This window comes from Haloferax sp. DFSO60 (assembly GCF_046557615.1).
Classification (GTDB): Archaea; Halobacteriota; Halobacteria; order Halobacteriales; family Haloferacaceae; genus Haloferax.
On sequence record NZ_JBKIII010000001.1, the window covers coordinates 1,099,308 to 1,122,082 of the forward strand.

At 57.3% G+C, this 22,775-nt stretch carries 24 protein-coding genes; 14 read left to right on the forward strand and 10 right to left on the reverse strand.

The annotated features are described in order from the left end of the window. Positions 1–290 precede the first annotated feature (290 nt). Entirely contained in the window at positions 291–752 is a 462-nt protein-coding gene (locus tag ACK509_RS05810; RefSeq protein WP_410765547.1) for a hypothetical protein, read from the reverse strand. A 33-nt stretch (positions 753–785) separates the two neighbouring features. Then, the gene (locus ACK509_RS05815; RefSeq protein ID WP_410765548.1) at positions 786–1,256 is read right to left on the reverse strand and encodes a hypothetical protein; all 471 of its coding nucleotides are present in this window, start codon (positions 1,254–1,256) and stop codon (positions 786–788) included. A gap of 127 nt (positions 1,257–1,383) precedes the next feature. Between ACK509_RS05815 and ACK509_RS05820 the strand changes: the two genes are divergently transcribed. After that, the gene (locus ACK509_RS05820; RefSeq protein ID WP_410765549.1) at positions 1,384–2,268 is read left to right on the forward strand and encodes a halocarboxylic acid dehydrogenase DehI family protein; all 885 of its coding nucleotides are present in this window, start codon (positions 1,384–1,386) and stop codon (positions 2,266–2,268) included. A gap of 34 nt (positions 2,269–2,302) precedes the next feature. Here ACK509_RS05820 and ACK509_RS05825 read toward each other — a convergent pair whose 3' ends face one another. Continuing rightward, on the reverse strand, positions 2,303–3,364 hold the full coding sequence (locus ACK509_RS05825; protein WP_410765550.1) for a halocyanin domain-containing protein: 1,062 nt from the start codon (positions 3,362–3,364) through the stop codon (positions 2,303–2,305). 148 nt (positions 3,365–3,512) lie between these two features. Between ACK509_RS05825 and ACK509_RS05830 the strand changes: the two genes are divergently transcribed. Beyond that, positions 3,513–4,136, forward strand: a complete 624-nt coding sequence (locus ACK509_RS05830; protein WP_410765551.1) for a helix-turn-helix domain-containing protein — start codon at positions 3,513–3,515, stop codon at positions 4,134–4,136. Between the two features lie 115 nt (positions 4,137–4,251). Continuing rightward, positions 4,252–5,406 (forward strand): multicopper oxidase domain-containing protein, encoded by a 1,155-nt coding sequence (locus tag ACK509_RS05835; protein WP_410765552.1) that lies wholly within the window; start codon positions 4,252–4,254, stop codon positions 5,404–5,406. Positions 5,407–5,501: 95 nt separating this feature from the next. Here the strand turns inward: ACK509_RS05835 and ACK509_RS05840 are convergent, their stop codons facing one another. From ACK509_RS05840 to ACK509_RS05860, 5 genes are all read right to left on the reverse strand, one after another. After that, positions 5,502–5,876, reverse strand: coding sequence for a group I truncated hemoglobin (locus ACK509_RS05840; protein ID WP_410765553.1), 375 nt, complete (start codon positions 5,874–5,876; stop codon positions 5,502–5,504). Positions 5,877–5,966: 90 nt separating this feature from the next. Then, positions 5,967–6,518, reverse strand: coding sequence for a helix-turn-helix domain-containing protein (locus tag ACK509_RS05845; protein WP_410765554.1), 552 nt, complete (start codon positions 6,516–6,518; stop codon positions 5,967–5,969). A gap of 250 nt (positions 6,519–6,768) precedes the next feature. Further along, positions 6,769–7,269 carry a VOC family protein gene (locus tag ACK509_RS05850; RefSeq protein ID WP_410765555.1) on the reverse strand — a complete coding sequence of 167 codons (501 nt, stop codon included), beginning with the start codon at positions 7,267–7,269 and terminating at the stop codon, positions 6,769–6,771. A 985-nt stretch (positions 7,270–8,254) separates the two neighbouring features. After that, positions 8,255–8,953, reverse strand: a complete 699-nt coding sequence (locus tag ACK509_RS05855; protein WP_410765556.1) for a hypothetical protein — start codon at positions 8,951–8,953, stop codon at positions 8,255–8,257. Positions 8,954–8,955: 2 nt separating this feature from the next. After that, positions 8,956–9,462, reverse strand: a complete 507-nt coding sequence (locus tag ACK509_RS05860; RefSeq protein WP_410765557.1) for a hypothetical protein — start codon at positions 9,460–9,462, stop codon at positions 8,956–8,958. A gap of 149 nt (positions 9,463–9,611) precedes the next feature. Here ACK509_RS05860 and ACK509_RS05865 point away from each other — a divergent pair, with 149 nt between their 5' ends. From ACK509_RS05865 to ACK509_RS05905, 9 genes are all read left to right on the forward strand, one after another. After that, entirely contained in the window at positions 9,612–10,559 is a 948-nt protein-coding gene (locus tag ACK509_RS05865; protein ID WP_410765558.1) for a hypothetical protein, read from the forward strand. A gap of 387 nt (positions 10,560–10,946) precedes the next feature. After that, the gene (locus tag ACK509_RS05870) at positions 10,947–13,244 is read left to right on the forward strand and encodes a type II/IV secretion system ATPase subunit (protein WP_410765559.1); all 2,298 of its coding nucleotides are present in this window, start codon (positions 10,947–10,949) and stop codon (positions 13,242–13,244) included. Continuing rightward, on the forward strand, positions 13,241–15,163 hold the full coding sequence (locus ACK509_RS05875) for a type II secretion system F family protein (protein ID WP_410765560.1): 1,923 nt from the start codon (positions 13,241–13,243) through the stop codon (positions 15,161–15,163). The genes ACK509_RS05870 and ACK509_RS05875 overlap by 4 nt, the downstream gene beginning before the upstream one ends. Beyond that, positions 15,160–15,903 (forward strand): hypothetical protein, encoded by a 744-nt coding sequence (locus ACK509_RS05880; RefSeq protein ID WP_410765561.1) that lies wholly within the window; start codon positions 15,160–15,162, stop codon positions 15,901–15,903. The genes ACK509_RS05875 and ACK509_RS05880 overlap by 4 nt, the downstream gene beginning before the upstream one ends. Further along, positions 15,896–16,420 carry a hypothetical protein gene (locus tag ACK509_RS05885; RefSeq protein WP_410765562.1) on the forward strand — a complete coding sequence of 175 codons (525 nt, stop codon included), beginning with the start codon at positions 15,896–15,898 and terminating at the stop codon, positions 16,418–16,420. The genes ACK509_RS05880 and ACK509_RS05885 overlap by 8 nt, the downstream gene beginning before the upstream one ends. Continuing rightward, on the forward strand, positions 16,410–17,102 hold the full coding sequence (locus tag ACK509_RS05890; RefSeq protein WP_410765563.1) for a hypothetical protein: 693 nt from the start codon (positions 16,410–16,412) through the stop codon (positions 17,100–17,102). The genes ACK509_RS05885 and ACK509_RS05890 overlap by 11 nt, the downstream gene beginning before the upstream one ends. Next, the gene (locus tag ACK509_RS05895) at positions 17,089–17,517 is read left to right on the forward strand and encodes a hypothetical protein (protein ID WP_410765564.1); all 429 of its coding nucleotides are present in this window, start codon (positions 17,089–17,091) and stop codon (positions 17,515–17,517) included. The genes ACK509_RS05890 and ACK509_RS05895 overlap by 14 nt, the downstream gene beginning before the upstream one ends. Continuing rightward, positions 17,514–18,038, forward strand: a complete 525-nt coding sequence (locus tag ACK509_RS05900; protein WP_410765565.1) for a hypothetical protein — start codon at positions 17,514–17,516, stop codon at positions 18,036–18,038. Before ACK509_RS05895 ends, ACK509_RS05900 begins: the two co-directional genes overlap by 4 nt. 173 nt (positions 18,039–18,211) lie before the next feature. Next, complete coding sequence (locus ACK509_RS05905; protein ID WP_410765566.1) at positions 18,212–18,658, forward strand: ester cyclase; 447 nt, start codon at positions 18,212–18,214, stop codon at positions 18,656–18,658. A 28-nt stretch (positions 18,659–18,686) separates the two neighbouring features. Here ACK509_RS05905 and ACK509_RS05910 read toward each other — a convergent pair whose 3' ends face one another. Together ACK509_RS05910 and ACK509_RS05915 are read right to left on the reverse strand one after the other, a co-directional pair. Beyond that, positions 18,687–19,154 (reverse strand): MaoC family dehydratase, encoded by a 468-nt coding sequence (locus ACK509_RS05910; protein ID WP_410765567.1) that lies wholly within the window; start codon positions 19,152–19,154, stop codon positions 18,687–18,689. A 374-nt stretch (positions 19,155–19,528) separates the two neighbouring features. Continuing rightward, the gene (locus ACK509_RS05915) at positions 19,529–19,894 is read right to left on the reverse strand and encodes a group I truncated hemoglobin (protein WP_410765568.1); all 366 of its coding nucleotides are present in this window, start codon (positions 19,892–19,894) and stop codon (positions 19,529–19,531) included. 238 nt (positions 19,895–20,132) lie between these two features. On the opposite strand from ACK509_RS05915, the gene ACK509_RS05920 reads away from it, so the two are divergent. Both ACK509_RS05920 and ACK509_RS05925 read left to right on the forward strand, forming a co-directional pair. After that, positions 20,133–20,681: a heme NO-binding domain-containing protein gene (locus ACK509_RS05920; protein WP_410765569.1), complete on the forward strand. Its 549-nt coding sequence runs from the start codon at positions 20,133–20,135 to the stop codon at positions 20,679–20,681. Positions 20,682–21,010: 329 nt separating this feature from the next. Next, on the forward strand, positions 21,011–22,741 hold the full coding sequence (locus tag ACK509_RS05925; RefSeq protein WP_410765570.1) for a methyl-accepting chemotaxis protein: 1,731 nt from the start codon (positions 21,011–21,013) through the stop codon (positions 22,739–22,741). Positions 22,742–22,775: the final 34 nt, after the last annotated feature.

Consider the following 22,775-nt stretch of genomic DNA (forward strand, 5'->3'; position numbering starts at 1 on the left):
TATGTGCGCGGGCGCGGGAGGAAAGAATTGTGGTGTGTTAACATATTAGTTGCCGGATTCGGTGACGTGGATGAGACGAGAACTCAGAATGGCGGTTCAAGCGGTGGTGAGGCGTCTTGACACCTTCTAACGACGAGTACGACGACAGTCGAGAGAGCGACAAGTGTGGCGAACGTTCGGATTCGCTTGGGCGACACTGGGTTCATGTGTCACACGACGACTGGTGTGAAGGTAGCCCTTCGGAGAAACCGAGTCGCGGCCAAAAGAACGTGGGGAGGGTTACACCGAAACTACGCTTCGAGTGACGCGTTAGCGGCCGAAATCGCATGCGTGAGGCCTTGGACTTGTTCGTCGTTCAGGAGGTCGTCGTTTACTGCTTCGACGTATTCGAGCAACTCTGTTGACGCGTGAACGAATGCCTCGCCGAGAGAGACAAGCGATACTGCTGGTGACTGCTCACCAGCAGAAGACCGAATCATCACCTCGTCGTCTCGCACGTGGTCGAACGAAAGCGAGTACGAGGTTGCGAGAAACGACACCTCGGCGTCGTCGCCTTCGACGAGGACTGGAATGACCTCGCAGAGTTTTCGACACAGTGGGATGACGAACGCGAAGACAGAATATCGGTCCGGCGTGCCACCGATGACACTGTCGCCGACGAACAACCGAACACCGGTGTCGGCGTAGGGTTCACCTCTTTCGAGTTGGTCATTGAATCGGTCGTCGTAGCGGATGTCGAACGAGGTGGTCATGGGTATGCTGTTTGGAGCGTTGCTGTGCTATGTTCAGGGGATTTCGCCGAAGCGGTCAGTGTATTCCACTCGCAAGCGCTTGCTTGCCGACCGCAACGTTTCGATTTCTGAAGCAGTTTCGAACGCAGGGTTCACCTCGGTGACGTACTCGACGAGTTCGTCCGCGGTCACGACGACACCACGAACGAGGCTCTCGATATCGGTCTCTGCTGGCCCCGAACTCGACGTCCAAACCGAGACAGTCGTGTCGTCTACTGGGTCGAGGTGAAGCATGTGCGCCGAAAACAGATAGGAGAGGTCGAAGCGCTCTCCATTGAGTACGTCGACGACCCCCTCGCAGAGTCGTCGCAGGGTAAAGACGACAGGTTCGTCGATTCGAAATTCCGATGGGCCGCCGTCGAGGTACGTGTCGCCAACGACGTACCGAATCCTCGCACCAGCCGGTAAATCACCGTTTTCGATGCCTTCCTTGAACCACGGCTCGAGTTCGAGTTCGATTTTCATCTGTTGTTGTGGGGAGACACGAGGAATTACGGCTACCTCCTGTTCGCTCTACTGTTGACCGCCTCGGTGATATATTCACTGTGCCGACAGAACCACTATCACATCACCCCGTGAGTGACGACATAGCATGGCTTTCGACACGAGCAAGCAGGTGTACGAATCCGACGCGACGGGGTGGCAACGCGGCCTCTACGACGACCTCACGACCACGTTTCAGGCACCAGTCGTCAACTGGTTCTTCCGGACACTCATGGCGAATCAGCCCGAGTTTCTGCGCTACGCGTGGGGACAACTCAAACCAGAATTTGAGTCGCGTGCGTTCGCCCGCTACGAAGTCGAATATCGGGATGCGGTCGTCTCGGTTCTCGAAGACCACGGAATTCCGACTTACAACCCAGCATCCACAGAAACCGCACCAGCCGAGTTCCGCGAGGCACGCGGCCAGATGGTCACACTCGATACGATGATGCCGCGACTTTCGTTTACCTTCGAACTTCTCGACCGGGCGCTCTCGGACGAGGAAATCGGTGAATCGCCAGCTGACGACTGGGAAGCCACCGCGTCGTTCCCGAACCTCGACCGGGAGATGGGGCAGCCGGTGACGATGATTCCGTTCGAAGACGTACCGGAGTCGCTAACTGAGACGGTCGAGTCCATTCAGGCGTTCCACGGATTCGACTCGGGGTTGCCGACCATCTATCGCAGTCTCGCGCAGTGGCCGTCGCTCCTCGAAACGATGTGGGGTGACCTCGAACCCGTGTTGGAATCCGAATCGTTCGAGACGGCCTGCGATGAGTCGTGGAACCTCGCGGCCGAACACGTCTCCTCGCTCTCGTACACGCCCCGACTCTCACCGTCGGACCTCGGGGAGATTGGCCTGAGCTTCGAGGATATCTCAGACTTGCAAGGGCTTGCAAACCAGTTCCGGCACGGACCTGTGGAGACGGTGTTGCCGGCGGTGACGCTTTATGCGGCGACGCTCGGCGCGACTGGACCGCGTCGGCTTGGATAGGGTCGTCAGGCGACCGCATTGAATCCAGGCTCAGCTACTGCTCGTCTCTCTCGACCTCTTGGTTCGACCGTTCATCCCCCGTGAGTGCCTGGAAGACACCGACGAGCGCCGGTAAAGCGAGTGCGATTCCGAAGATTCCTGCGAGACCGAGACCACCGGTGGTCGCTACCCGCGGGTCGTCGAAGGGTTCGGCAATCTGCTCGTTCGGTTTCGCCTCCTCCGTGACGACGACTGCACCCTTCATCCCGAGCGGCTTGTGTGGCGTGCATGCGTACGTGTAGGTTCCGACCTCGTCGAAAGTATGCTCGAAAGTGTATCCGCCGGTTCCAACGATTTTGGATTCGAACGCTCCGTCGGATGCAACGACGTTGTGGGCGCCTCCTTTTCCTGTCCACTCCCAGGTGACGGTCGTCCCTTTCGAGACGCGAATCGCCGCTGGGCCGTATCCGAACGCACCGCCGTTGGCTTTGTCCCCGACTTCGACGGCCACCTGACTGGAGCCGGTTTCGTCTACGACACCGTCGTAATTGGAGGTTCTCTCGAACCACGAATCCAAGTCCGCCGTCGACTGTGAGGTGCTTTTGCCGTCAGATTCGCTCACCGACTTCGACCTCGCCGAGGCGGCATCCCCGACGACGATAGCACCTCGCATCCCTAACGCCGAGTGAGGCGAACAGGCGTACTTGTAGACGCCCTCGGCCTCGAAGCTGTGCTCGAAGGTGTGGCCTGCATCCCCGACGAGTTCGCTCTTGAACGAGCCGTCCGCCGCCGTCACATCGTGGACTCCCCCGTTACCGCTCCACTCCCAGACGACGGTCGTTCCCGGGTCGATGCGGACCGCAGCAGGGCCGAATCCGAACGCGCCGTCGTTGGCCTCGACGCCGACAGTGACTTGCACCGTGTCACGGCCAGTCTCGTCGACGACCCCGTCGTAGTTCGAGGTGTTCTCGAACCAGGATTCGAGGTCGAAGTCGCTCGTCTGCGCCCGCCCAATCGACACACTCGATTGAACTGCCGTCCCCGTGAGTGCGATACTACCGAGTAGTCGAAGCGCGCTTCGTCGTCCAAACAGTGGCGATGAGCAGTCGGTGTTCATGGAAACCTCGTGCGGGCGAGCCTGTCGAACTCGCCCACAGGTGGACCCATGGACGGGATTGTGATAACCCGGCATTCTCGTTCTCAGTGCGTGGCGACCGACCGAACATGTTCGGTCGATTTTTGTGTACGTGGTGTGATATCCGCGGGTGCCTAGAGCAACGTTCTCTCTCTGTCTCCCCGAAACGGTGTGGATTGGCGACGTTTCGAGCCGATTCCCGGATACCGAGTTCACGGTCCTCGCAGGGATGCCCGTCGAGGAACGAGGGGTTGGTCTACTCGAAATCAACACGACCGACATCGAATCGGTCGTCTCGGCGTTCGGTGAGTACGATACACTCACTTCCCTCCACATTCTCGAAACACAAGCCGACCGGACGTTGGCTCAGTTCGAGACGGACGAACCGCTGTTGCTATTCTCGCTCAGTGAGGTCGGCATTCCGCTCGAATTCCCTATTACGATCGTTGACCAGCAGGTACTACTCGAACTCTCCACGTCGAGAGAACACATCGCGGAGTTGGAAGCACAGTTGACGCTGTTGAACGTCTCTTTCGAACTCGTGGAGGTTCGTCAGTCGGCCGATTCGGAGTCGGTGGTGACAGACGAACAGTACGAACTCCTCGAAACGGCGGCCGACTGCGGATACTACGATACGCCTCGGACCTGCACGCTCACGGAACTCGCCGAGAACGTCGGGTTGGCGAAATCGACGACCAGTGAGAAACTCCACCGCGCCGAAAGTGCGGTGCTGAAGAATTTTCTCGACCATTGACGGACTCACTCGGAACACTGAGTGACACCAGTGGGGCGAACATGTTCGCCCGTATCCCGCCGTCTGAGAACCGCCGCGCCGTCTTATTGGAGACCCCCGGAAAGTGATAATTGTCATGTCCAAGTACGTTGGCGCACCTGGCTCGACGATGTCACGACGCGAGTTTCTCGCCGCAACCGGTGGGGCAGGGCTGGTCGGGCTCGCAGGGTGTACCGCACCCACGAACACCGATCCGAACGCCGCAGTCGGCGGTGAGGGCCCGGTTGCATCTACGAGCGACGGGGCGCTCCCCTACACGAGCCCGCCGGAAGTCGTCAACGTGGACGAACAGGGTGGGTCAGTAACGCTCAAATCCGTGCCTGCGAGACACGCGGTGCATCCGCTGGAGACGATGGGCGGTCCCGTGGAATTTCCACAGGTGTGGGCCTTTCAGGCCGACGACGGAGCGCCGAGCGTCCCGGCCCCGATTCTCCGGACGACCGAGGGTACCGACATGGAGGTGACCCTCGACAACACCGATGGAATGCGACCCCACACCCTCCACTTCCACGGCGCTCGAAAGGCGTGGAAGGACGACGGCGTCCCGACGACGACTGGAATTCGCGTCGATCCCGGTGAAAAACACACCTACACCATCCCGGCGAACGTCCCCGGGACCCATCTCTACCACTGTCACTACCAGACCCACCGGCACATCGACATGGGGATGTACGGTATCTTTCGCGTTGACCCGAAGGGGTACGAACGCGCGGACAAGGAGTACTTCATGACCGTCAAGGACTGGGACTCGCGGCTCCCCCGTCAGATGGCTGGCGAGGACGTGAGCTACAATCCACGGGAACGAGCACCTGACGTGTTCACCATCAATGGAAAGAGTGCGCCGCGAACCCTTCACCCGGAAGACGGGTCACCCATTATCGTCGAACGAGGCGACTTGGTGCGCGTCCACTACGTCAACGGCGGGTACATGAGTCACCCGCTCCATATCCACAATCACCGGTTCCAACTCGTCGAAAAGGACGGCGGGGTCATCCCCGAGGCTGCAAGATACGACATGGACGTAACGAACGTCGCGCCCGCAGAGCGACACACCGTCGAGTTCACCGCCGACGCCGACCCGGGAATCTACCTCATGCACTGTCACAAGGTCAACCACGTCATGAACGGGAACTTCTACCCCGGCGGCATGCTGAGCGCCGTCGTCTACAAGGAGGCGATGCAATCCGATATCTTCTCGGAGTTGATGACGTACGCAGGCTACGAAGAATAGACGCTCACCGTCGCTGTCCTTTCCTATACTCGCCTATAGCGCGCTTTTCACGGGGCGACCTGGCGTGAGAGTGCCACGACGAGTCTGTTGAGAGTTCAGTCGTTGGTCGCTGGCGTACCAAGGATGGGTGCCTTGAGCGCAGCGACTTCGCTCATGATTCGTTCGACGTACTGTGGTTCGACACCATTTCGTTCGAGCGCATCGTGGAGGTACTCCCCGACGGCGTCAAAGTCCGCCTCGTCGATGTCTAACTGTGCGTGTGCCGCTCGCATATCGTCACCAGTGTATTCGACCGGGCCGCCAGCAACCGAACTAATGAATTGTACCTGGTGCGCGCGAAGTTCACTCATCTCCATACCCTCGAAGTAGGGGGCGAGTTGGTCGTCGGAAAGTACCTGGTCGTAGAAATCGGCCACGACCGCTTCGACTGCATCTCGTCCACCGATGGCCTGATACACTGTTTTCGACATTGGGTCGAATTACGATTGTGGGCCGACCAACATCCGCCTGTCCGCTAGCGTGTTCGGGTTTTTTTACACCACACGGGTTGGTAAGATGTATCACGCCGAGACGACTTGGTCCAACAGTTTCGTCTGTGCGACCGAGAGGTGTCCGACAAAGGTCGCGACGGCGATGTCGAGTTGCTCAGCGACGGCCTTCGACTTCGCGCGCTTTGGTGACTCGAAGTACCCCATCTCGTAGGCGGTTTCGAGTACCTCGTACTGCCGGTCGGTGAAAACACTTCTATCGACGACGAAGAGTGACCCGCCGTCGTCTATCTCACCAGAGCGTGTCAAGTGGCGAATGCTGAGGTCGTCACAGTTGGGTTCGATCGCTGCGATAATTGCTCGCAGTGTCTCGACGTCCGGAACGATAAACGAGAGTACGAGTCGGCCAGACTCCACGTGAACTGTCCGAATCGGACAGCCCGACTGCGAGAGTTGACTACACGGACACCCTCGGTCGTCGTGGGTGTAACGATAGACGACGCTCGACCCATTAACGAACAGTTCGTCCATCGCGTGATTCGTGGCGTCGTCGAGTGAGTCATCGACAGTCACTTCACCGACGACTCGTGGACCCTCGGAGGCACCGTGGTGTGTGACAGCCACAGAATCGACCGGACATGCCTCACTTAGCGACGACACGGGACAGTGCGTCGCACCGGCGACTTCAAGTTGTACGTGAATCCCAGACGCCATACAGACAGGCAGTCGTGGACGGTGTATAAGCAGACAGATTTCCGAGTGCATCGAACCGTCTCCGAGAGAATCTCTACGACGGTTGCCACGAACAGTCTTGATGCAGAGACACGCGAAACACTGCGTTTGCAGAAATAGGCTAAAGTGGGATAAACAGCAGCTACGGATACTGTCTGTCCGGTTCCGGAATTGCCTCTAAATTGGTCGCCGTCTCGAAGATGACGCCGTTGAGTTGGTCAGCGGTGTCGAAGTACCAGTACGGGACTTCGCCGTAGATACCGCTCTGGAGGACGGGCATGCCGTTCTCTTCGAACGTCGCGACGACGCCCTCAGTGTCCTCGAAGGCGAAACACGCGACGTGGTGTAATCCCTCGCCGTGTTCGTCGAGGTGTTCGGTGTAGATGCTCTCACCCTCCTGAGGTTCGATGAGTTCTATCATCGTGTCACCAGCGTAGGTGAGCGCGAGCGTCATCGAATAGTCGTGTTCCTCACCTCTGTACGTCGTGTCGTGGAGCGTCGGCGGCGCGAACTCGAAGACGTCCCACGGACCGAGTCCGAGGAGGTTACCGAAGCGGTCCATGCCGTCGTCGATGTCTTCGACCACGAACGCGATTTGCGAGATTTCGGGGATTTCGATGCCGAGGTCTGGTACAGATACCATGGAGGAATTTCATCGGCAAGGACCAAATATCAAATTGGAGACAAGATTGATAGTCAGGCGAGTGGACGGGTTCGTGATAGTAGACGAGAACTGGCCAAACTGCTCGGCCAATCGAGTCAATTCAAATGAAGGTTACAACGGGAGGAGAAAGTACGAAGTATTGTTCTCTGCTTGGACGAGCTCAACACCAGCATTGACAATTGTAGAATAATCTCTTAGACCTCAACACTGAAGCGTCCGTATGACTGCATTTTTGCAGGGATTCGTATAAACGTGGCTTCACTTGAATGCGACTCCCCACTGTATGGCTGATTATTACCAGAACTCATATTCTTTTGGCAGTCGTCTTCTCGTAGTTTTGTGTCGTAGCTGAGAGAGATACCGGCACAATTGACGTCTCCACATTTGAATCCAGAACCCCATTTGAGCCCGGTAAGTTGCCGTGTTTTACAGACGTGAATATTGTATTGATGGACGAGCAAAGTGGCTTCGGATAAGTCGGCCGAAGCGGTGAAATCCATCGTCTCTCCAACACCATTCGTACCCTGAGAAAAATCGAGTGCGTTAAGCTCACTCGATGAGGTCACAATCCAGTCTTCGTATTCCCAACTCGCTGAAGACTCAAAACCATCTCTTCAGGAGAGTGATTTGAGGAGCGAACAGCAGGCTCCGTTGCTGGGTTTCGCACTTTAATTGAGTCAGGCATATCGTCACTGTGTGAGTACTCGTGTTCACTCTATTGTAGTTGTTGAAGACTTACTCTGATTGGAGGTCGAAACTCGCGTCGTGCAGCCAGTAGTGCCAACAAGAGCCGTACTCGATATGCTGAGGATTTCACGGCGGGGCAGTTTTTCGGAATCCATGGAAACAATTTGAGATTAAACACGCTTTATGGTTTTCTAGAGTTAGAAATGTGATTTAATATTACCACAATGCAGACAATTAAAAATTTGGAATAATGACTTAGTACCTATACAGTTGGTTTTTAATAATCTGCGTATTCGAAGAATAAGAACAGATTATCACCGTCTGTCGTGGTGCGGCCAGCACCGTCGCATTCTACGCCATTGAACTCAGCGTAAAGGTATGATGGAGCGATGCGGTCACCAGAAGACGGGCGATCCGTTGTCCAGGAAGATGCTTGTCCTAATTGAGAGTCAGAATCATAGGCGTCGTATACCCCACCGCCAAATGATTGATCGAAGAAATCATAGTACGCCTGAACTTGTTCGTCGGGTTCATAATCTACGTTTCTCTTTAGCTCAGGGTGGTCAACAGAAGTACTTACTGAGATTCCTGCCGGTGCAGATACACTTAGTGAGGTACTCACTTCTGAGGTCAGATCTGAGGATGGGGCATAACTCTGATTCTCAGGCGAGGTCAGATCAGTCCGCTTCCAGTTTTGTGTATGGTGGGCAAAATAATTCCCCCAATCAGCAGTAGAGCCGATGTCACACGATCCATTATAGTCATTATCGTTTGCAGGGAGCAACTTAGCATTTTGTTTCAGTGCCCATGCAGATTTCTCCTCATCATTTGCGTTGATGAAGTTGTCATACTCTGTATAGGAATAATGCTCGAGCTTACCTACTTGCATTGATGATGCTCCACCACATACAGTTCCAGTGTCACAGTAGTAGATAATGTCTTTTTCTTGACGGAGTGAGGTTGATCCTTTAACCATTTTTATTCACCACCATTGTTGTTGAGAAATTCAAGTGTGTCGTTGTGTGCGCTAGTAACGGCGTTCTTTTTGTCCTTTACAGGAAGGTTATTCTTAGACGAGATCACCTTCGGTTCTTCTTTTATGAAAATGCTTGGCCGGCCATTCTCCAACTTAAACGCATATCCAAGGACTTGGCCACTGTCACCCGACTTTTGGTATTCTTTTGCCGGTTTGGCAGTTGGGTCGTGTACAATTGCCCCACTTTTTTCCCTGTTTTTCAGGACTTTCTTTTGAATTTTTCTAATCGTTTCCGGCGTTACTGGATTTTTGTATGTCCCTAGCACGTATCCTTTTTTCAGGTCATCAGAGAATCTTTCCTCATCAGGGACTACTTGCTCACCGCTCTTTTGGGCGTCGCCTGCCTCAGAAGCACCTCCAAGACCAGAATAAGCGGATAGTCCCGCTAGTGCTGTACCAGTTGTTTTCAAAACTCTTCTGCGATCTATGGATGGGTCAGCTCCAACCATATTTTCTACAAATATATACAGGCTATAAAATCTTGTGAAATAACTAATTCCTGACAGGTATTTATATACTCCGTGGTGTCCAGACGTAATTATTTGCTTTGTGATTCTATAGAAAGAGTAATAAAATAATAACCAAACCAAATCGGTGTATGGATGTAGACGTAATAGATGCGCTCCAGCAGTCGGAATATACAGGCGAAAATAGGTGCGAACCGTGTACAGCATTGAATCTTATTATCGCTGTAATCCTTGGATCAGCTATCGCAAGAAAGTCAAAGCTTGGTGGCGCCCTAGCTGTCGGTGTTTCAGTCGGAATCATCTATCTCCGCGGCTATCTCGTTCCAGGAACTCCAGTGGTGACGAAACAATATCTTCCCCCAACCGTTCTCAGGTGGTTTGGCAAAATTCCTAGTGGAGGGAATACGGCAAACGGACTTGGGGCACGTGGAACACCGAAAAATCAAACTACAGATACTGTCTCAGCCAAGGAAGTTACCGAAACGCCAGAAACTTCGATACCAACAACCGACTCATCCACTTCTGGGGGAGATTCCGATGAGCATACTCAAACTGCAGCTAACGATGGCCTTGAAAAGTTACTAATAAAATGGGATGTACTCGAACCATGTACAGATAAGAATGACCTCTGTTTGACTAATAGTTTCGAGACTGCGTGGGTCAAAGAGTCTGAACCACTAGCCGATTCAGAAATCACTACAGACATGGTTATCGATATTTTCGGAATAGATCACAGCCCATCGAATCTTGAACTCATTAGCGAAAACGAAACAAAAGTCCTCTATTCAGAAATTGCGGTTCTTGGGCAGTGGCCCTCTCATACAGCTCTCGTGGCAGACCTTGCAGCGTGCCGTATCCTCAAGTCACAGGTCCCCGACTGGCGCGAGTTCGATGCAGACGAACGAGGCTCGGTCCTCAACAGACTGCGGGCGTTTCTTGAAACGTGTCCAACGACTGGTGGAGATGTTCAGCTGAGTGAAGAAGTAGTCGAGTCTTGCTGTAGCTCGCATAGGGTTATTGCTATTAGATGTGAGGAGACAGGAGACCGACTATTTGAATATAAACAACCAGCTGAGTGAAAACAGATCTTTGGACATTTTCTCGACGTTCCAAGACTTCAACCTAGCGAGAGAGTCTGTTACTATCGGAGACTCCGCGACACCAGGGCGCACGTGACCTGAGCATTATTTAGTCCGATGAGGTCAGTCAGAATGAGAGGTTCATCTCTCGGGTTTGGGTTCTGAGTACGTTTCTTTACGTCCAGATACTCGGAAGTGGGCTTTCGAATCTCAGAAGTGAGAACGTCATGGACAGAGATGTCAAACTGGTTGAATTTTGTGCGATAACCCAATTCATAAATGCGACTTAGAGACCCATTTTCCCACCATATCGCCGTTTCCAAAATTCGGGGGAGGACAGACAGTACTCACTCAAACCTTATATACCAAAATCTGACAACACCGAGTATGACTACTCAAGGTGAGAACGAGGACTCGGAGCCGCCCACTCCGACCCTCGAATTCGGACCTGCCTCGACGCCCCACGAGGCTGGTCAGGTACCCGCGCCGGTTCCGCCGGACGACCCGGCGGCGTGGTACGCACCAGACGTGAGAGCGCAGTACGAAGTCGCCCCGGAGACAGTCGTCACCATCAGCGACGCCGACCACGGCTTCAACTACGACGTTCGAGAACCGACACTCGGTCACAGAGAAGAGACGGCGTTGGCGACGGTTCGAGACCACTTTTCGACGGTTGCGCGGCGACGGCCACTGACCCGTGAAGGTGCCGCAGAGCGGGCGAGTGCTGGACTGTCACCGAAGTATCGCCGCGTTCTCGACAGACTGCTCGACCTCTCTCCGAGCGCCCGACGGCGCGTCGAATATCACGTCTTGGCCGACCTACGCCTACTCGGAGAGGTAACACCACTCGCGCTCGACGGTTCTATCGAAGTCGTCGATGCAGGACGTGGTGACGGGAGCGAGCGCCTCGTCGTCCACACCGAGAATTTCGCGCCCGCGACGACGACGTTCGACTCCGGCGTCGAGTTCGCCGACTGCATCGCAGCCGAGCGAATTCGAGACTATACCGTCGCGTTCGCAGACTACGATGTCGATGTCGTCGTCTATCGTGACCGATTGCTCGGTGACGACCGATTCGCGACGAAGTACGCGGTTCTCGAACCCGACCTGCTTCCGGGGGACGCCGAACTCATCGAGGAGTGTAAAGAGCGAATCTGGGAAGCGAACGTCGAAAACGTCGTTTCCGACCGAACTAACTTCGTTCGTGGCAGGGCACGAGAGCTACTCTCACGGCGGCTGACCGCCCGGAACACGAAGGCGTGGGTCGATGCGACGAAGTTTCGCATGCAGTCGGCGCTGTCAGAGTACGGTCTCGCACTCCCACCGGTTGACCGACGGTTCGCCCAAGACCGACTCGACGACCTCGTGTACTACGTCCTCCGCGACTACGTGGGTGAAGGGATTCTTACGGTTCCCATCCGTGACCCCAATCTCGAAGACATCGAAGCCAACCGTGTCGGCGAGCGCGTGAAGGTAATTCCGCGGGCAAGTGTGACTGGTCGCGGTGGCCTCCGTGTACCAACCAATCTCTCGTTCGAAAACGAGACCGAATTCACCAACGTCGTCACCCAACTCGCAGCGGCCGACGGCGTCGAGTTGAACGCCTCGAACCCAAGTGCCAAAGTCAACCTTCGACCCGATACCGGAAACGAAGACACGAATGACGTCGATGAGACGATTCGCTGTGCGGTCGCACTCCCTGTCATCTCCGAAGGCGGCCCACACGTCTCGATTCGCAAGCAGTCCGGTGACGTGCTGACACCAATCGACCTCATCGAAGGCGGGTCGCTCTCGACCGAACTCGTGACGCTCCTGTGGCTGTGTTACGAACACCACCGTGTCGTGCTGTTTTCGGGAGCAACCGGCGTCGGCAAGACGACGCTGATGAACGCCCACATGCCCTTCATTCCGTACGACCACCGCCCAATCAGCATCGACGAGGGGTCACGCGAGGTCCACTTACCGCACGAAACCGGCGTCTCGCTCACCACGCGCGACCACGAATCCGAGTACAAACGCGTCTCGATGGCCGACCTGATGACGGAGGCGAATTACCTGAATCCGGACGTGGAGGTAATCGCCGAAATCAACACGCCAGCGTCGTTCGCAACGTTCGCGGAGACGCTCAACACCGGCCACGGCGTCATCGGAACGACCCACGCCGCAGACATCGAGACGCTCGTCAACCGCGTCATCGAGCAAGGTCTCCCACCATATCTGTTGCGCGAACTCGACCTCGTCGTCTTCCCGCACAAAGTCGATGGCGAACGCTACGTCTCCGAAGTCGTCGAACTCGTCCCCGAATCCGAGTACAGCGAGACGTGGGGTCGCCGCGGCGTCATCGAGAAAGACGGACGAACGCTCCACTGGAACTCTATCGCCCGGCGCAATCCGGATGGCTCGTTCGACCTCTCGTACGAACACCCGCAACTCGGCGACGACCACCGACGGCTTGGGCTTCGGCTGTTCACGCGAATCGCCGACGCCACCGACCGAACGGTCGAAGATGTCGAGCGCGAGTTCCACCGTAAACACCGCTACGTCGAGTACCTCGTGCGTGAGCAAGTGAACGACGTGGACCGTCTCTTCGGCTTTCTCTCTGACCTTCGGACCGACGAGGCGGCGACCGTCGAGCGCGTTCGGCGGAAGTTGGCAGAACGCGAGGCAGCCGAGAGCGACGCATGAACGGCGTCGAATCCACAGCCGGGCACGAACGACGTGACGGCCGAGGACCGACACTGACCGTTCTCGACAGGGCGCTCTACGCGCTCTTCGCTCGCCACGCCGACGCCGACCGACACGACCGGAACCGCCGACGCTATCGCGGGACCGACCTCCGGGTGAGTTTCGATCTCTTTCTCGCTCGTGCCTACGGGGCCGCGTGGGGGACCGCCCTCTTCGTCGCAGTCCCCACGATTCTCGTCGCACTGGCGGTCGCAGATGGGTCCATCGACGCCGCACTAGACTTGCTTCGCGCGGTAGTGCCACTGTTCGAGCGAGTTCAGATTCCCGTCGTCCCACGGCTCCCGATTGCACTCTCGCTCGCCGCAATCGTCGGATGGGGTGCCCGTGGTGCCACCCTCACACTCGCTGGAAGATACCTGGGGTGGCGTGCTTCGACTCGCAGGGAGAACATCGAGCGCACACTTCCGGGTGCGGTTCGCTATCTGCACGTCCTCTCGTCTGGAAGCGATGGCCCGCGTGAGATGCTTCGCCGCGTCGCCGAAACCGATGCGTACGGCGAATCTGCGGTTGCCTTTCGAAGCGTCCTCAACACGGCATCGCTGACTGGAAACGTCAACGAAGGACTCCGCCGTGTCGCCCGCGACACGCCTTCTGAAGGGATGCTCGCGCCGTTCCTGCTCAAGTTTAGAGAACACGCTGGACAGGGCGAAGATGCTCTTCGGAACTATCTCCGAATGGAGAGTCGGATGCTCGGCCACCAACAGGCCCGCGCTCGTGACCGGGCAGCGGGATTCCTCGAACTGCTCGCAGAACTCTTCATCGTCCTGCTCGTCTTGCCATCGCTCCTCGTCATCGTCCTCACGGTGATGAGCGTCATCGCTCCGGGTCTCTCCGCGCCGGTCGTCACACCACTCGGCCCGACGACGGTTCGTGGCGTGGTCGTCTACGCGAGTGCCGTCTTCATCGTCGGCGTCGGTCTGGGAGCGAGTATCCTCATCGCCGACTTGCGCCCGCCGGACCAGTCGATAGACTACGCGCGGCCAGCCCGCGCGCTCGAAGTTCTCGCCACCGCAACGACGAACCCAGCGAGCGCTGCAGTCGTGTTCATCGCTCCAGCGCTCGTTGTCGCTGGGGGTGCCGCACTCGCGGGCGCCGACGCCGTTGGCGTCGCCTTAGCGGGATACGTCTTCTATGCCATCCCAGTCGGCGGGATTGGAATCAAACGCGCCCGTCTCGACGATGCCAAAGACCGGGAACTCAAGGACTTCGTTCACGCCGTCTCCGGGCACGTGAGCCTTGGCCGACCGTTTGCAGGTGCGGTCGAACACGTCGCCAAAGACGTTGACCTCGGACCGCTCAACGGCGACGTTGCCGACCTCGCGCTCAATCTTCGACTCACCGCACCGAGTGCCGGAACCGACGTGAATCTTCGAACGGCGGCGCTCGAACGCTTCGTCGGACAGGTGGGAACACCGATGGCCGAGCAGACGATTGGCCTCGTCGTCGGCGCGCTCGACGGCGGGAGCGACACAGGAACGGTCTTCGACACGCTCCAGACCGAAATCGGTCGCCTCTACCACGAAAAGCGTGCGCTCCGGTCGAATCTACTCGTCTACGTCGCAGTCGGGTGGACGACTGCATTGCTCGTCATTGGTATCACCGTCGCCGTCAACGTCCACGTCTTCGACGGCTTTGCCCAACTGTCGTCGCTTTCGTCCACTGGGTCGTTCGCTATCGACTCAAGAGCGGTGGACCTGACACGCGACCGATATCGAATGTACGTCGTCACGCAGGCGACGATGCTCGCTTCCGGGTGGTTCTCCGGAACGGCGAGTCGCGGACGATACGAAGCACTGCTTCACTCGGCGATTCTCGTCGTTGTCTGTTATCTCGTCTACGCCGGGGTGGGGTTGGTATGACCTCGTTGCGACGAACGGGTGCGCACCACGAAGCGAACCGCGCTCAGTCGAACATCGTCGGCGTGGCGCTCTTGCTCGGGATTGGCGTCGTCGCAATCGGCCTCCTCACTGCGAGCGTTGGCGGCCTCGTCAACGCGCAGCTCAACGCCGCAGACACGGCTGCAACCGCAGACGGGTTCGCCGATATTCGAGACAGCGTACTCGCAGGGTCGAATACGACACACGCGATTCGAGTGACTGACGGCGACGTTTCGCGGACAGACAGAACCATCCGCATTCTCCCAGAAGGGGGGTCAAATCGAACCTACGATGCGGACGGCTATGTGGTCGAACGCGGCAGTCACGCAGTTCGGTTCGTCGGTGGGGCCGTTGTTCGCGGTGAACGTGACCGCGCGTATCTGGTCACGCCGAGTCCGGTGTCGCTCACCGGTGATTCGGTGTTCCTCACACTCCCGGTCGCCAATCCGAATACGACCGACGGCTTCGGACTCGGGTCAACATCCGGAATCCGCATCGAAACCGAGCGAAAGGTCACCGAACTGCCGAGCGACACCTATCGCGTCGCAATCGAGACCGAGACTCCAGTCGCGTGGGAGCGAACCTTCGAAGAACAGGGATTCGAGGTTTCGAGAATCGACTTGGACGGCGATGGAGTTCCGAGTGTCGTCGTGACGCTCCCCGAAGACCGCACGCTCACCGTCGCTCGCTACGACTATGCGCTGGAGGTCGCTCGTGGCTGATTCGAACCCTTGGAACGACTCTCGTGGGGTCGTTCCGGTGGTCGGAAAAGCCCTCGAAGCCGCCATCGCGGTGCTGTTCATCGGGCTCTTGACCACCGTACTCTTCGCTGGTGTCCTCCCCGACCACCGCGACGCTGTTGGCGACGAACTGGCGGACCGGGCGCTCGCAACCACCGTCGAGCAACTCGAAACCACCGCAGACGTTCCGCCTGCGACGACCGACGTCGAACACCGCGCAGTTCTCGATATCCCGCGGTCGATTCAGCGTGAGACGTATCGACTCAGCTACGTCGCCAACGGGACTGTTGGGGGAGAGACGAACACGACGATTCCCGTCGTCGTCCTCGACCATCCACAGGACAGATTAGACAGGCAATTCCCGCTCTCGTTACCTGACTCGGTGACCGCGAGTGGGACGTGCCACAGCGGCACCGACTGTTTCGTCCACATTTCGCAAGAAGACGATGGCGAGGTTGCTGTCGAACTCACCAACGGAGGGAGTTCGAATGCAAACTAAAACGACGGCGCGCGCGCAGACGAACCTCGCCGGACTTGCGATTGCGCTCGTCTTTCTCACCGCCGCAACCGTCTCCGGTGTCGTCATCGCGGACCGCACACTCGTCGATGCCACCGGCGACTCACTCGAACAACAACGTGCCGAACAGGTCGCGGCGGCGGTTGCCGACGAACCTTCGCTCACCACACCGCTTGGCGCATTCGACGTGACTGCGTTGAACGCGACGAACGCATCGACGCTCGAAGCGGCGCTCCCCGTCCTCCGCGGCATCGACTACCGAATCAGCGTGAACGGTACTGTCGTCGCCGAGCGAGGAGATGCCGACGGCGGAGTAACCGTCAGACGTGGGGTCGCCGTCGCAACGCCACGATTCGAGTCGGAGACGATTTCGCTCGATAGCGACGACTCGGCAAGCATCGCGGGGCGGACTGACGCCGTTCGGCTCGTCGTCAACCCTGATGGAAACACGACCGTCGAGACGATTCGAGTCAACGACCGCGTCGTACTGCATCGACCGACAGGCATCGAAGGAACGCACGTCGTGAACGTCTCGGCGAGCGCTGCTCCGCTGATTCGTGCCGAAGTGAGCGGACCCACACCGTCCGGAACGATTGTCGCCGATGCAACCGTGTACGACGTCGAAACGACGACCATGGAGGTGACCGTGGATGCGACTGCATGAGACAGGTTCGTCCACTGACTCGTCTCGCGGGCAACTCTCGCTCACGGTCGTCGAAGCGGCGGTTGCAACCCTGCTCATCTTGGCGGTAACTGCATCGTTTGCACTCACCCCGCCAGCACCGACGACCACTGCGCCCGACGAGACGGCGGCACGTGCGGCAACGCTCCTCGCGACGACACCTGCTGACGGGACGGGCACAGTCCTCGGTGCCGCGTGCGGTTCGGAGGCCGAACTTGGGACGCGTGAAGACCAACTCCTCGCAATACTCGCATCCAGTCTTCCGGATGGTGCGTTCGTCCACCTCGAAACGCCAGTCGGTTCTGTGGGAACGCCCCCACCGAGTAGTGCGCGGGTCGGGTCTGCACCAGCAGTCGTCCCCGAGTGTTCTGCGACGTTGGAAGTGTGGTACCCATGAGTCGCCGTCGCGAGAGTGAGACCGACCGCGGGCAACTCGTTCTCGTCTCCGGTGCGGTGGCCGCCGTCGCACTGCTCGCACTCGTCGTCGTCCACGCGCAACTGGCCTACGTGCCGACTGGCGTCGAATCGGCAGCCCACGTCGAAGAGATTTCCACGGCCAGCGAACAGGCAGTTGCGGCCGCGACGCTCGACGTAAGCGGGCGGTTCGACTGGCCCGCACGGCAGGCCGCAGTCACCGACTTCACGTCTCGTCTCGACCCATCGCTGAGGCGGATCGAACGCGCCTACACGGGGCCGGGTGGCGTCTCGATTTCGAGGAACGACTCTGCGGCCAGCGGATGGGCGCTGTCGAACTGTCCGTCGGGACCGTACCGTGCGTTCGGTCCCTGCATCGCCGACGAGGGCGTCGTCGTCCAAGAACGAGCAGGTGAGACAGCAATCGTTGCAGTGGTCATCGATATCGATATCGCTACACCACGGCGACAAGCAGAACTGACGCTTGCGATTCGACCGGTGTAGCCCAGAAGGCGTCACCGGGAGTAGTCTCCGTTACTCACGCTCGGTGGGCTCAGAGCGATATTGAACGCCATCCATGGCAATTGCTAACATCTCATGGAGCGTACTCAGATACTGTACTCGAACCAGCGACGAGGGGGTAACACCGCTGGAGGGAGTGCGTAGGAGAAACAGTGATGGCATCAGCAAGCACACCGCCAGGAACACCCGAGGCGAACGAACTCGTCGTTCGGCGGTTCCCAGAAGAGGTCGCAACCGAAGGGAACATCGATCTCATCGACGAAATTTGTACCGAAGATGTAGCCGACCACAGCCCGTTTGGAGAACAAAAGGGCCGTGAAGAACTCAAAGAACAACTACGAGGCCTACGTGAATCCTTTAGTGACTTCTCGGCAACAGTCGAAGAACTCGTCACCAAAGACGACATGGTCGCCATGCGCGTGACGTTACGAGGGACGCACGATGGCCCGTTCATGGGCGCCGAACCAACCGGGAAAACGTTCGAAGTTGGAAATATGGTGTTCTCTCGCATCGAAAACGGCATGATTGCCGAGCGGTGGGTCCAACCGGACGTGTTCGGAATGCTCACGCAACTGGGTATCGTCGAAGCACCCGAGATGTGAGTTCACCGAACGACCACTTTTTAGCAAGTTACGCGGATTCACTTGGAGACACATCACCAATCGGCATCGTATAACAGACGGCAGTCCCCTCCAGAACGACCGTCTCGTCGTCGCGGGTAACCGTCGTCTCGAGTTCGGTAATCGGCTTGTCTTCTCGGACCGACGTGACCTCGACCCGGCCGGTGATGGTGTCGCCGGGGCGGACCGGGGCAACAAAGTCCCAGTTGACGTTGAGAAACACCGTCCCAGGACCGGGGAGGTCCTCGGCGACGACGGCATTGAGAATCGAACTCGTGATACCGCCCTGAACGACGATTTCGCCGAACGGCGACGCTGCGGCAACCGCCTCGTCGTAATGGAGCGGATTGTAGTCACCACTCAGCTCTGAGAACAACTCGATGTAGCTGGGTTCGATAGTACGCGACCGTTCGGCAGATTGCCCGACAGAAGGAGCTCCACGCGGCCAGACCGTATGGGAGGTATCGCTACCCGCCATACTACGTTTATTGGACTTCGGGAAGCATAGCTGTGAAGGTCAGAGACGTAAGCACTCGGCGGATAGAACACTGAAGAGAGAACACAGGCGGCCGGGCACCCGCCTGCGTCCTACGGACACTGGGGAAAACTCCCCATACGCAACCCAATGCAGGTAGTTACCTGCAATCATAGTAAATCACGCACGAGGTGAAATAGTTTTTGACTGTCATTTAGTGGTCAACACAGCATCACATTTGAGACTCACAGAGATCCTAATTCGTTGCAATACCGAGACAGCGCTCCAACACGGCCGTCAACGTGTAATACAACGACAGGAAAGCGGCAGAAGCAACTCAGAGACGATAAAAATGAGTGACTTTCGGTCAGGCGTCGTCAGTCAGAGACGATATCGTCTTCGAGACTCGCTACCGCAGTCATCACGCTCGTGATGTTCTCGTCGCCAACGTCGAACGATTCGAGTGTATTCTGTAGGTGAACTGCAGTCGCCTCGAAATCGTCGTGGGTTAGCTCGAGATGCGCGTGCGCCTCCTGCATATCTGCGCCGGTGTACTCGACCGGGCCACCGGTGACAGAACTGAAGAACTGTACCTGGTGGGCGCGCAACGAGTTCATATCCGCATCCTCGAAGTACCCTTGCAGTTGTTCGTCCGCGAGCATCCGTTCGTAGAACTCGTCCACCACTGCGGAGAGTGCATCTTCACCACCGAGTCGCTCGTAAAGCGATTGTTCTCCCGACATTAACGGGATATTTAGCCCATCTTTGATAAGTCTTCACAAATGTTAATTCATTGATTGAAACTGTTTTATAGGATCACGTGTCATATGTGTCCCACGTGTGACTTCGACCACATCGACTGCGTCACTGGGTGGGCGACGCCGGTTACATCTCCCATTTAGAAGCGCAACAAGTGCGGTGCGTGCATCGAGACAGAGACTACTCGGGACGAGAAAACGGCCCGACGGTGGGTGGTGAGTCGTGCACGGAATCATTCTCACCAAGTTCAAAGACTTCGTCGTCGACACATACGACCGCAAGATGTGGACGACGTTACAGCGAGAAGCTGACCTGCCCAGTCGACTCTACGTTCCCGTCGAGGAGTATCCCGACGAGGACGTATTCGCACTTCTCGATGCGGCATCCGAACTCACCGACACATCGGTTCCCGACCTTCTCGAAGCGTTCGGTGAGTACCTGGTCCCACCACTGCTCGAAACGTACGGCGTCCACGTCGAACGAGACTGGACGGGACTCGAACTCATCGCCAACATCAAGGCATTCCACCGCGCGCTGCGGGAAAAGAACATCTCGACGTACACGACACCGAAAGTAGAGACCGGGTGGCGAGACAGCGAGACAGTGAGCGTCATCTATCGGTCCGAACGGCAGTTCTGCCACCTTGCGCGAGGCCTCATCCTCGGTGTCAGCGACCACTTCGACGAACCGTACGAAATCAGCGAACCGACGTGTATGCACGAAGGAGACGGCGAGTGCGAATTCTTGGTGCGACAGGTTGCTAACGTCTAACCTCAGTGTGTGGTCGAAGTTTTGATTTTTTGATGGTGCGCTACGGACGGCTATTTGCCCAGTCAAAAGCGTCCGAAACGCGCTTTAGACGCCATAATCACCCATTTAACGCGGCTAAACAGACCACATAATGACAATCATCTCTGTATATCAGAATGTCAATATTGTGCGAAGATTTATGGTTTCAGCAGAGACATTCGGGGAATATGGTAGATATTCGCAGGGCGCTTCTACCTAGATTCATACGCCGACGCTATTCGCTTCGATTCGGAGCGAAATTGGGGCTTATCGGCGTTGCCACCGGTGGGGTGGCACTAGGAGTGGGGCGAATGACGGCATACCAGGTACCGACAGAACTCGTGGCCGCAGCAGTTGGCGGCTTCGTCGTCAGTGGCGTTCTCGGTGGACTGATGGCCCGGAGTACGATGAAATCGGTCAGTGCCATTCATTCGAACGCCGAGACGATGCGCGACGGAAACTTCGACGTCGAATTCGAGGAGGACCGCATCGACACAGTCGGCCAACTCTCGACGTCGCTCGCCGGTCTCCGCGACGCCGTCGCAGAACGACTGAACCAACTCTCGTCCGACCACGAGCAACTCGAAGCAAAGCACCGTGAACTCGAATCCACAGCAGACGAGTACAGCGAGGAACTCGAAGCAGTTCGCGAACGGTTGGACTCCATCCAGCAAGAGCGCGAGCAGTTGAACAGAGAGAATGAACAGTTGAAGGCCATGGCGATGGAGTACGCTACCGTTCTCAACGAATGCGCTGCTGGCGACCTCTCGCAGCGGATGGACGAAGACGTCGAGAACGAGGTTGCTGCTCGGTTCGCCGCACAGTTCAACGAGATGATGACCGAGTTCGAGCAGTCGATGGTCGAAGCCGACAACTTCGCAAAAGAGGTTTCGACGCTCAGCAACGAGGTCACTGTCAGTGCATCCGAGGTTCGCGAAGGCAGCGAACAGGTATCGGGAAGCCTCCACAGCATCTCCGACGTTGCAGAGACGCAGTACGATAATTTAGAGTCGGTCGCGATAGACATGAGCAACCTCTCTGCGACTATCGAAGAGATCGACGACTCGTCCAGCGACGTCGCTCAGATCGCCCAACAGACCGTGGAAACGGGACGAGAAGGTCGTGAAGCGGCGACCGAAGCCATCGACGGGATGAAAGAAATCGAGCAAGAGTCCGTCGATACCGTCGAAGAGATCGAGCAACTGGAGTCCAAAGTCCAGCAGATCGACGACCTCATCGACTTCATTCGAGAGATTGCAGAACAGACCAACATGCTGGCACTGAACGCGAACATCGAAGCATCGCGTGCTGGCGAGTCTGGACAGGGCTTCGCAGTGGTCGCCCGCGAAATCAAGGAACTCGCAGAGGGGACGAAAGACGCCGCCACAGACATCGAAACACGACTCGAAGAGATTCAAGCTCAAACCTCGCAGACAGTCGAGGAAGTGCGCGACACCCGCGAACAGGTCGCTCGCCACACGGTCTCTGTCGAAAACGCGGCTGACGCACTCAACCAGATTGCCGAGAACGCACAGGAGACCAACACCGGTGTGCAGGAGATTAGTCGGGTGACGAGCGAACAGGCCGAGGCGACACAGACAGTTCTTGCATCCGTCAACGACTCGACCGAAATCAGTGCCGAAACCGTCGAAGAGGCGACCGAAGCGGCGATGGGCGCAGACGAACAGACGCGCGCACTGGCCGCGGTTTCCGAGCGTTCGAGCGCGCTTGCAACGCAGGCGAACCGCCTGAACGAAGCACTGGGACAGTTCAGGACTCAGATGACAGTCGCCCCTGAGAACGGGGAGTTCCCAGAGGACGAGTCAGTGGAGTTCGAGAACGACCCGCTCGCTGGGGACCCACTCGAAGCAGACCAGTTCGAAGAACCACCGGCACCCGACGAGGAAACGTTTGGCTTCGAAGATACGTCTGGAGAGTCCATCGACTTCGACGACGATTCGGACGAACACGACACAGCAGCAGACGACGAAGTGGACGAGAGAATGCCAGAATCGCAGGTAGACAGCACAGCAGAGCGATGATGGAACCGAGGACAGCGCACCGTATTCCAGAGGG

Coding starts and splice junctions, on each gene's coding strand:
- ACK509_RS05810 (WP_410765547.1), bottom strand. CDS start 752: ATGACCACCTCGTTCGACATCCGCTACGACGACCGATTCAATGACCAA.
- ACK509_RS05815 (WP_410765548.1), bottom strand. CDS start 1,256: ATGAAAATCGAACTCGAACTCGAGCCGTGGTTCAAGGAAGGCATCGAA.
- ACK509_RS05820 (WP_410765549.1), top strand. CDS start 1,384: ATGGCTTTCGACACGAGCAAGCAGGTGTACGAATCCGACGCGACGGGG.
- ACK509_RS05825 (WP_410765550.1), bottom strand. CDS start 3,364: ATGAACACCGACTGCTCATCGCCACTGTTTGGACGACGAAGCGCGCTT.
- ACK509_RS05835 (WP_410765552.1), top strand. CDS start 4,252: ATGTCCAAGTACGTTGGCGCACCTGGCTCGACGATGTCACGACGCGAG.
- ACK509_RS05840 (WP_410765553.1), bottom strand. CDS start 5,876: ATGTCGAAAACAGTGTATCAGGCCATCGGTGGACGAGATGCAGTCGAA.
- ACK509_RS05850 (WP_410765555.1), bottom strand. CDS start 7,269: ATGGTATCTGTACCAGACCTCGGCATCGAAATCCCCGAAATCTCGCAA.
- ACK509_RS05855 (WP_410765556.1), bottom strand. CDS start 8,953: ATGGTTAAAGGATCAACCTCACTCCGTCAAGAAAAAGACATTATCTAC.
- ACK509_RS05860 (WP_410765557.1), bottom strand. CDS start 9,462: ATGGTTGGAGCTGACCCATCCATAGATCGCAGAAGAGTTTTGAAAACA.
- ACK509_RS05865 (WP_410765558.1), top strand. CDS start 9,612: ATGGATGTAGACGTAATAGATGCGCTCCAGCAGTCGGAATATACAGGC.
- ACK509_RS05870 (WP_410765559.1), top strand. CDS start 10,947: ATGACTACTCAAGGTGAGAACGAGGACTCGGAGCCGCCCACTCCGACC.
- ACK509_RS05875 (WP_410765560.1), top strand. CDS start 13,241: ATGAACGGCGTCGAATCCACAGCCGGGCACGAACGACGTGACGGCCGA.
- ACK509_RS05880 (WP_410765561.1), top strand. CDS start 15,160: ATGACCTCGTTGCGACGAACGGGTGCGCACCACGAAGCGAACCGCGCT.
- ACK509_RS05890 (WP_410765563.1), top strand. CDS start 16,410: ATGCAAACTAAAACGACGGCGCGCGCGCAGACGAACCTCGCCGGACTT.
- ACK509_RS05895 (WP_410765564.1), top strand. CDS start 17,089: ATGCGACTGCATGAGACAGGTTCGTCCACTGACTCGTCTCGCGGGCAA.
- ACK509_RS05900 (WP_410765565.1), top strand. CDS start 17,514: ATGAGTCGCCGTCGCGAGAGTGAGACCGACCGCGGGCAACTCGTTCTC.
- ACK509_RS05905 (WP_410765566.1), top strand. CDS start 18,212: ATGGCATCAGCAAGCACACCGCCAGGAACACCCGAGGCGAACGAACTC.
- ACK509_RS05910 (WP_410765567.1), bottom strand. CDS start 19,154: ATGGCGGGTAGCGATACCTCCCATACGGTCTGGCCGCGTGGAGCTCCT.
- ACK509_RS05915 (WP_410765568.1), bottom strand. CDS start 19,894: ATGTCGGGAGAACAATCGCTTTACGAGCGACTCGGTGGTGAAGATGCA.
- ACK509_RS05925 (WP_410765570.1), top strand. CDS start 21,011: ATGACGGCATACCAGGTACCGACAGAACTCGTGGCCGCAGCAGTTGGC.